Below are 8,074 nucleotides of genomic sequence, written 5' to 3'. Positions count from 1 at the left end.
GTCCGATAGAGTTCGGCGAGTTCGTCGCGAGCCAGGACGCGCGCGACGAATCCTGGCGCCGACGCTTCGCGATGGAGGAGATCTTTGCGGCGGCACGGCCCGGCCGCGGCCATCGCGCGCTCGCTTCGCTCTACCGTGCCGGCAAGATCCCCGCGGTCATCACCCAGAACATCGACAATCTGCACCAGGTCTCGGGCTTCGCCGCCGAGCACGTGATTGAACTTCACGGAAACACTACTTATGCGCGATGTATCGGATGCGGGCAGGCCTATCAGCTCGACTGGGTGAAGCGCCGTTTCATCGAGGACGGCGCCCCCAACTGCACCGTGTGCGACGAGCCGGTGAAGACCGCCACGATCTCGTTCGGCCAGATGATGCCGGAGGAGGAGATGCAGCGCGCAACCGCGCTGTCGCGCGCCTGCGACCTCTTCATCGCGATCGGTTCCTCGCTCGTGGTGTGGCCGGCGGCGGGCTTTCCGATGATGGCGAAGAACGCGGGTGCTCGTTTGGTGATCATCAATCGCGAGCCGACCGAGCAGGACGACATCGCCGACCTCGTCATCCGCCACGACATCGGCGAAACGCTCGGACCCTTTGTCGGCAATTGAGGCGTTAGTTTGATTCGCGGCTGTGCAAGCTGTTCATAGGTTCCGGCGAATCTCTTTTTTGTCTATGCGTCGCAACCGGGAGTGTTATCTTTTGAGTCGAAAGATTCGCGTCGCGTCGAATTGAGAACATTCTCTTAAGACGCGTGATTCGAGCGCCGCCAATGTGGCGGGTTGCATGGCAGTGTGGGGTCCGGGGTTATGGGGTCGTCGGACGGATTTGAGTCCAAGAAGCTTGGAGTTCCCGGACAGGGCACTTCGCCGGGGCGCATGACGCCGGGCGAGCACGGCAGCGGCCGCGAGAGCGGGCTCAGCCCGTTCACCGGCCTTGGCGAAGCCAGCGCCAACCTCGTCGAAGTCCACGGCGTCATCAAATGGTTCGACGCTTCCAAGGGCTACGGCTTCATCGTTCCCGACAATGGCTGGCCGGACGTGCTGCTGCACGTGACCGTGCTCAGGCGCGACGGCTTCCAGACCGCCTATGAGGGCGCCCGCATCGTCGTCGAGTGCATCCAGCGCGCCAAGGGCTACCAGGCGTTCCGTGTCGTCTCGATGGACGAGTCGACCGCGATCCATCCGGCGCAGATGCTGCCGCCGCGCACCCACGTCACGGTCACCCCGACCAGCGGGCTGGAGCGGGCCCAGGTCAAATGGTTCAACCGGCTGCGCGGCTTCGGCTTCCTGACCTGCGGCGAGGGCACGCCCGACATTTTCGTGCACATGGAGACGCTGCGTCGCTTCGGCATGACCGAATTGCGCCCCGGCCAATATGTGCTGGTTCGCTTCGGGCCCGGCTCCAAGGGCATGATGGCGGCCGAGATCCATCCCGAGACCGGATCGCCTGGACTGCAGTCGCACTAGCGGCGGCCGGGTCGCCAATTCCCGCAATCGTGAGCAGAGGCGCGCCGGCTGACCGGCGCGCCTCTGGCTTTTCGGGCGGTCGCCGCGTAGGACTGTTCCATTCCCACGCCCTGAGTGCCATCCCATGAAGTTTGATCGAAAGGCTGTCTGGTCCGTTGCGAGGGGCTGGCTTGCTGCCATCCTGGTCGTCGCCGGCGTTGTCGTGGCGGGCGGATCCGTCCGCGCCGCGAGCTTTCAGCCGCTCGAGATCGTCACCAAGAGCGGCGTGCAGGTGTTCTCGGTAGAGGTGGCAACGACCGAGGAGGAGAAGCAGACCGGCCTGATGTACCGCAAGGAGCTGGCCGACGGCAAAGGCATGCTGTTCGACTTCAATCCCGAGCAGGAAGTGTCGATGTGGATGAAGAATACCTATGTCTCGCTCGACATGATCTTCATCCGCGCCGACGGCCGCATCCTGCGCATTGCCGAGAATACCGAGCCGCTGTCGACCAAGATCATCTCGTCCAAGGGCCCGGCTCGGGCGGTTCTGGAGGTGGTGGCGGGAACGGCGCAGAAATACGGCATCCGCCCCGGCGACCGCGTCGGCCACCCGCTGTTCGGCAGCAAATAGAGCCATCCGTTGAGGGCCTTGCTGGCGCCTCTTAGGAAGCTTGCTGGCGCTTTGGGAAGCGTGTATCGACAGGGCTCGCCGGACATTCGGGGTATAGCGCAGCCTGGTAGCGCGGCAGTTTTGGGTACTGCAGGTCGTTGGTTCGAATCCAGCTGCCCCGACCAGTGATTTCAAACACTTACGGCAAAGCGGGAGCGTCCTTCCTTCCCGGGCAAATTCGAATTGGGAAGATGCTGAGGGCGAGGCCGTCTGGCAGCCCGGATCGTTCGCCGCCAGCGCGATCAATCTGCCGGGGGCTCAACGACGATCAGCTCGGCTTTGCCAAAATATCTGGCGATGCATCCCGTATTCACCATCACGTCGGCACTCAGCAGCAGAGACGGCGTCCATCGATGCTTCGGCACTGTCACGACCGAAGCGCTGCTGGTCGTAAGAAGCCGGTGCCGCGCGACTGTTTCCCGCCAGTACGGGTACAGGCTCGATCCTTCCGCGTAGACCAGGAACGCCGTTTTGCTAAGCAGAAGCAATGCTGCGACAAGACAAGCCAGGGCGACGGGAAGGCGTCCCGAGCTGAGCGACGAGATGGTTGCGCTCTGCGCAATCATCCGCTCCAGCGAACTCCGGTAGGTTCGGACCAGTAAGGAAGCAGACAGGCCGGAGCCGAAAAGAAGCAGGATCAGCGCCTGGTTTTGCGCCCGTTCAACCAACCGAATGCCCGTAGAATAATAGTGTACGAAGTATTCGAAGTAGCAACAGGCCAGACAGAGAACGATGATGCCGGGCGCGAGGAAGCGCGCACGGGGATGAGCGGCCTCGGACCGATTGGGGATCGCGTACGTCAAGGCGGCGACGGCGACCAGCCATGTGATCACCGCGGGTTCGCGCAGGAATTGTCCGAGTTGCACCATCGAGAAACGCAGCGCCTCGAGGAGCGAATGGCCGATATGGCCCCTGTCGGTGAAGTGCGCCATACGTGCGGTGTTGCCGTTGGCTGCAACAACGACCACCCAGCCGGCCGTGACGGCAATTGCGATCAGCGCGTGAGCACCGATCTGCATCTTCTGCTCAAGCATACGACGCGCGACGGTCGAGCCCACGAGAATCGCGACGAGCCAGATGGCGGTAAACTCGTTGCACAGAGCTGCAACGAAGCCGCCAGCCGCCATGCAGAGGATCGCACCAGTCGAAAACTCCACCTTGCCATCGAGGGCCCGAAGGCACTCAGCCAAAATCAGGATGCAAGCGATCGCGGGGGGCACGTAGCAGGCCACGCCGGGCAGCCAGTAGAGCAGATCACGTACGCTCGTCGAAGCACCCAGCACCGCAGCGGCGAAAACGAGACCGAGGAAAATCGATGGCAGCCCGCGAATGCGCGGCCATGCTCGCGCGACCGCGGCCATGCAGCCGGCGAGGAAAGCAACTGCGCCTGTTGCCATGGTCAGAGAATAGGCGGACAGCAGACTTATGCCTGTCGCTTGCGAGATGGCAGCGGGAACGTCGATGAGGCCATAGGGTACGATCCGACCTCCGACCTCCCCGTAAAAGCCCCTGATCGAGATCAGCCCTTGCTCGACAAAACGGTACGAAAAGCAGAAATCGTCGTGCTGCGGATCTGCAAGGACCGTCAACACAAGGAAGAAGAGTACGAAAAGCGCGGGCGGGAGGGCAGCAAGAACCCAAAGCCACCGAGCTCGATCGTAGTGCCGCCCCATTAAATTTCCCAACGAGTCATAGAAGGAATTTATCAAGAATCGGCGGCAATCGATAGACTAACTCCCGCGGGACGCAAGCGGCATTCCATGGCGTTCCCTATGAAGGTTTCCGCCGTGACGCTCCTGCGGGAACTGGTAGATTTGGCCGGCGGCAGAAACATGACATGGCAGTTTCTGAGGGGCCACAGCCGCGGATCAGAACAATAGCCAATCGGCCAGGCGCCAGGCGATCCAGGCGAGGGCGCAGATCCAGCCCAGCATGACGATCCCCGCGACGCCAAGTCCGCACATTGCGAACAGCGAGCTTTCGGGCTCCGGCGCCTCCGGGAGTTTCTCGGTCGTTTCGATCTGGCTCACAGCTCCCCCTGTCTTGCGGCCCGTTGTTCATTGGTCTCGTCTCGCGCGACGAAATTCACCGATCGCGCTCCAGCTCACACGGACGTGAGACGAGATGACCTTCCATCCACGGCACGCGCGCCGATCGTTGGCGCGCGCCGGTGCGCCGGACGAATGGGCAAAAGCTGCAACGCGCCGTGCGGCAATTGGTTGCTGCCGTCCGGCGCGGAAAATGTGTGCCGGATCGAACTTTCTCACGCTGCCGGCGCCTGCTTTGCAGGCCCGGCGCGTTGAAGGAGCGGACAGGGCGCGCAACCGCGCTGCGCCACCACGACCACCTATTCCGACGGCACGACCGAGGTCGAGACGTCCGTGAGCGCGCAAGGCAGTAAGGCAATCAGCTGGACAGACCTACAACGCGCAAGGATCGCTCGGCACCATTGCCACGCGCGCATCCGACAGCACGTCCAGCGCCAGCGCCGCCGTCTAGCTGGGCGCGATCGCCGCAGCGGGCCGCGCAGCGTATACGAGCTGAAACGCTTGCGCGGCTCGCGCCTGACCCCGCCCTGAAGCCTTGGCACCCGTTCTTTGCGCAGCCCGACTTCCGCGCGATTTTTCAAGGCATTGGCGCGGGCGGGCCAGCGCGCAATTACCAAAGATTCATCGAACCTTTGGCTGTCGCCACAGACATATGGATGTTGGGGATTTCAGCGCCCAATACCTAACGGACGCCGCCAAGCGAAGATTTTCCGCTTGCGCGGCGTTGCGCTTTTCAGGCGTCACGTTCTTCAGAACTGGCCAATCAGCTCGACGCGTGCCAGCCGGACGGAAACGGCACGAACGGCCAGACCGTCTGGTTGTCGTTGGCGGCCTTTGGCGGCTCATGAGCTGACGTCCTGACGGCCGGGACGGGCGGCGTCGATCTCACCGCCAAGCGCAGACATGCACACTGCAATTTCATTGTGGTCGTCCCAGTAAGTCTTTTTCAAAAAGTCCTGGTCTCAAAAAAACACGTCGTCGGTTCAAATTCATCACGCGTCCCGAAAACGGCGCGCTTGTTCTGAAATCACGCCTGCATTGTAGAAAAACCAGCGCCGGCTTTCAACCAGTCCGGCCACYGGTCCGCGACGGGTAAGGTTGATGGGTTAGGTTAAGGGCGAGCGGTTGTTGCGGCCACTTTGGCGGCTGTTATCAGATTGGTGCCGGCTCGCGATGGGCTGCCTGGAATCCGTGCTCACACAAGATCACAGTTCGTCGCGGCGCGCGTATCCTGTGAGTTCTGCGTCATGCCTTTCGATCGCAACTTCAAAACCGTCAGTCCGCAGTCGAGCTGGACCGAAATCTGGCACCTTTGGACCGTGATCGTGCCGCGCCGCTCGATCAATGGGCAGCTCGTTTATGGCAAGGTCTGGCGCCGGCACGACGGCCGCGACTGGATCTACAGGAAATTCACCGAGTTCGACGGCGAAGAGGCGGCCTGAGGCGGCATCGCTGCCGCCGAGCTCACGCGACCTTCGCCGCCGCAGGCTTGGCCGGCGGTGGCTTCAACGGCTTGTCCTGCCGCTTAGACCACGAGATGTAATAGGCCACCGTCGTCATGATCGCGATGCCGGCGATGCTGACGAAGAGCTGCGCGAACAGCGAGCCCGAGCTCATCGACAGCTCGAAATGGCCGACGAAAGACAGGAACACGCCGACGCAGAACACCGCGAGCGATTGCTGGCCGCATACGATCAGCGGATCGAACACCTTCCACTCCAGGCCCGGCCAGTCTTTCGGCACGAAGCGGATCACAAGGATCACGATCACGACGAAGTGGATGAAGCGGTAGGGCGCTAGGTTGGTCTTGTCGTTGGGGTTGAAGGCCGAGAATAGCCATTGCGGGAACATGCCACCGAAGGCCGGGAAGCGGCCGGCCATCGTCATGATCAGCGCGAACAGGAGATAGCCAAGGCAGAGCCACAGCGTGATCGGCGCGTTGATCAGCGTCATCGAGCGCCGCGCCCCGCCCATGGCGCACCAGGCGCCGAACACGAACAGCACCTGCCAGCAATAGGGGTTGAAGTACCACTGACCGGCCGGATAGGCCGTCAGATTCCAGCCGAACTGGCGCGCGGCGAGCCACAGCACGATCGACAGCACCATCGTCACGTCCGGCTTGCGCAGCATGAACCACAGCACCGGCGGAAACAGTCCCATCAGCACGATGTAGAGCGGCAGCACATCGAGATTGAGCGGCTTGAAGCGCAGGAACAGACCCTGCCGCAGCGTCTCGGTGGCGTTGTCGACAAGGCCGGCGACGTTGAACTCGTTGATCATCTCTGAATCGCCGAAGCGGAGTGCCAGATAGCTGATCGAGGCGATATAGATCACGAACAGGATGATGTGGGCGACGTAGAGCTGCCAGACCCGCTTGGTCAGGCGCGTGGCGCCGACGATGAAGCCGCGGTCCAGCATCATCCGCGCATAGACGAAGGAGGCGGTGTAGCCGGAGATGAAGACGAACAGGTCGGCCGCGTCGGAAAAGCCGTAGTTGCGGGTCGTGATCCAGTTCACGACGTTCTCGGGGATGTGGTCGAGGAAGATCGCCCAGTTGGCGACGCCGCGAAACAGGTCGAGCCTGAGATCGCGACCCTTTTCGGGGAGCGTGGCGTTGATGTTCAGGAAGGCCATGCGACGGGAGCTCTCGGAGGGGACGGATATGCTGATGTCGGCGAGGCAGTGCGGCCGGGCGGAATCCCGGCGCGGAAGGCGGGTACGGAATTGTCACGGTGCAGCATAATGACTATACCGTCGGTGAGGGTGACCGGGGAGCCGGAATCACCGATCAGTTCCCGATCGGTGTCTCTATACTATCCCTGAKGTTTCCACCAACTGCCACCCTGACGCATCGAAATCGAACGAAAAGACGAAAAGGCCCRGACGCCCCATGACCGCACGCATTTTCAAGCCCGCCAAGAACGCGATGCAATCCGGCCGGTCCAAGACCCGGGAATGGCAGCTCGACTACGAGCCGGAGCAGCCGCGCGCGGTCGAGCCGCTGATGGGCTGGACCTCGTCCGGCGACATGAAGCAGCAGATCACGCTGCGCTTCCAGAGCAAGGAAGAGGCGGTCGCCTATTGCGAGCGCAAGGGCATCGCCTACCAGGTGATCGAGCCCCAGGATTCGATCCGCCGGCCGGTTGCCTATGCCGACAATTTCTCGTTCCGGCGCGGCGAGCCCTGGACGCATTAAAGGCCTTTCTCGTCCAAGACGTCGTCATGCCCGGGCCTGTCCCGGGCATCCGTTTTGGCGGGAGGGTGAATCACGTGGATGGCCGGGACATAGGCGAGCGGAAGCGACGCCGTCCTTCGGACCGCTGCGGCGGTCGAGGCCCTTGGCAGCAATTCCACCCCATGCTTCGCTGCCACCAGGCATGACAGGCTCAGGGCGAGGTGGGGTATGGCCGGGCGTGACCAGCTCGACGGCGTCGATCTGAAGATATTATCCGAGCTGCAGCAGGACGGGCGGGTGCGCAACAACGAGCTGGCGCTGCGCGTCGGCGTGTCCGCGCCCAACTGCCTGCGGCGGTTGAAGTCGCTGTTCAGCCGCGGCGTGATCCGGGCGGTGCGTGCCGTCATCGACGAGCGGCTGCTCGGCTATGAGGTGGTGTCGTTCGTGTCGATCCAGCTCGGCAGCCAGGCCCAGCCGGTGCTGGAGGCGTTCGAGGGCTCGATTGCCGCGATCCCGCGCATCCAGCAGTGCTGGCGGATTTCGGGCGACACCGACTATCTCCTGAAATGCGTCGCGCCGAGCGTCGAGAGCATGCGCCAGCAGCTGCTGCACTTCGCCGCGATGCCTGATGTCAAGAACGTCCGCAGCTTCCCGGTGCTGGGCGTCGCGAAGGACGTGCCGCTGCCGTTGCAGGAGGTCGCGGCGGCGGCGGGATAGGGGACTTCCTTGCGTGGAT

Annotated in this window: 9 protein-coding genes and 1 tRNA gene; 7 read left to right on the top strand and 3 right to left on the bottom strand. The window is 62.8% G+C overall.

Translation table 11 applies throughout. The annotated features are described in order from the left end of the window. The 4 genes from AC1D00_RS16530 to AC1D00_RS16515 form a co-directional block, all read left to right on the top strand. The coding region (locus AC1D00_RS16530; protein ID WP_477011413.1) for a Sir2 family NAD-dependent protein deacetylase at positions 1 to 608 on the top strand (608 nt) is incomplete at its 5' end. A gap of 198 nt (positions 609 to 806) precedes the next feature. Continuing rightward, on the top strand, positions 807 to 1,466 hold the full coding sequence (locus AC1D00_RS16525; RefSeq protein WP_027542689.1) for a cold-shock protein: 660 nt from the start codon (positions 807 to 809) through the stop codon (positions 1,464 to 1,466). A 124-nt stretch (positions 1,467 to 1,590) separates the two neighbouring features. After that, entirely contained in the window at positions 1,591 to 2,076 is a 486-nt protein-coding gene (locus AC1D00_RS16520; RefSeq protein ID WP_135173659.1) for a DUF192 domain-containing protein, read from the top strand. A gap of 87 nt (positions 2,077 to 2,163) precedes the next feature. Further along, positions 2,164 to 2,240: transfer RNA gene (locus AC1D00_RS16515), tRNA-Pro, on the top strand. Positions 2,241 to 2,357: 117 nt separating this feature from the next. Here the strand turns inward: AC1D00_RS16515 and AC1D00_RS16510 are convergent. Next, positions 2,358 to 3,788 (bottom strand): DUF6056 family protein, encoded by a 1,431-nt coding sequence (locus tag AC1D00_RS16510; RefSeq protein ID WP_477011412.1) that lies wholly within the window; start codon positions 3,786 to 3,788, stop codon positions 2,358 to 2,360. Between the two features lie 195 nt (positions 3,789 to 3,983). After that, on the bottom strand, positions 3,984 to 4,145 hold the full coding sequence (locus AC1D00_RS16505) for an RNA-binding protein (protein WP_477011411.1): 162 nt from the start codon (positions 4,143 to 4,145) through the stop codon (positions 3,984 to 3,986). Between the two features lie 1,265 nt (positions 4,146 to 5,410). Between AC1D00_RS16505 and AC1D00_RS16500 the strand changes: the two genes are divergently transcribed. Beyond that, positions 5,411 to 5,605 (top strand): hypothetical protein, encoded by a 195-nt coding sequence (locus AC1D00_RS16500; protein WP_027542692.1) that lies wholly within the window; start codon positions 5,411 to 5,413, stop codon positions 5,603 to 5,605. 22 nt (positions 5,606 to 5,627) lie between these two features. On the opposite strand, the gene AC1D00_RS16495 is transcribed toward AC1D00_RS16500, so the two are convergent. Next, entirely contained in the window at positions 5,628 to 6,797 is a 1,170-nt protein-coding gene (locus tag AC1D00_RS16495; protein WP_477011410.1) for an OpgC domain-containing protein, read from the bottom strand. 256 nt (positions 6,798 to 7,053) lie between these two features. Between AC1D00_RS16495 and AC1D00_RS16490 the strand changes: the two genes are divergently transcribed. Next, on the top strand, positions 7,054 to 7,359 hold the full coding sequence (locus AC1D00_RS16490; RefSeq protein WP_092182237.1) for an ETC complex I subunit: 306 nt from the start codon (positions 7,054 to 7,056) through the stop codon (positions 7,357 to 7,359). Positions 7,360 to 7,566: 207 nt separating this feature from the next. After that, on the top strand, positions 7,567 to 8,055 hold the full coding sequence (locus AC1D00_RS16485) for an Lrp/AsnC family transcriptional regulator (protein ID WP_027542695.1): 489 nt from the start codon (positions 7,567 to 7,569) through the stop codon (positions 8,053 to 8,055). The last annotated feature ends 19 nt before the right edge of the window (positions 8,056 to 8,074 follow it).

Source organism: Bradyrhizobium sp. P2_E8 (assembly GCF_056403875.1).
Note: the sequence above shows the minus strand (reverse complement) of the source record. Positions and strands in the feature narration are given on the sequence as shown.

Bases quoted from the DNA above. Each gene is read 5' to 3' on its own strand.
- AC1D00_RS16525 (WP_027542689.1), top strand. From the start codon at position 807: ATGGGGTCGTCGGACGGATTTGAGTCCAAGAAGCTTGGAGTTCCCGGA.
- AC1D00_RS16520 (WP_135173659.1), top strand. From the start codon at position 1,591: ATGAAGTTTGATCGAAAGGCTGTCTGGTCCGTTGCGAGGGGCTGGCTT.
- AC1D00_RS16510 (WP_477011412.1), bottom strand. From the start codon at position 3,788: ATGGGGCGGCACTACGATCGAGCTCGGTGGCTTTGGGTTCTTGCTGCC.
- AC1D00_RS16500 (WP_027542692.1), top strand. From the start codon at position 5,411: ATGCCTTTCGATCGCAACTTCAAAACCGTCAGTCCGCAGTCGAGCTGG.
- AC1D00_RS16495 (WP_477011410.1), bottom strand. From the start codon at position 6,797: ATGGCCTTCCTGAACATCAACGCCACGCTCCCCGAAAAGGGTCGCGAT.
- AC1D00_RS16490 (WP_092182237.1), top strand. From the start codon at position 7,054: ATGACCGCACGCATTTTCAAGCCCGCCAAGAACGCGATGCAATCCGGC.
- AC1D00_RS16485 (WP_027542695.1), top strand. From the start codon at position 7,567: ATGGCCGGGCGTGACCAGCTCGACGGCGTCGATCTGAAGATATTATCC.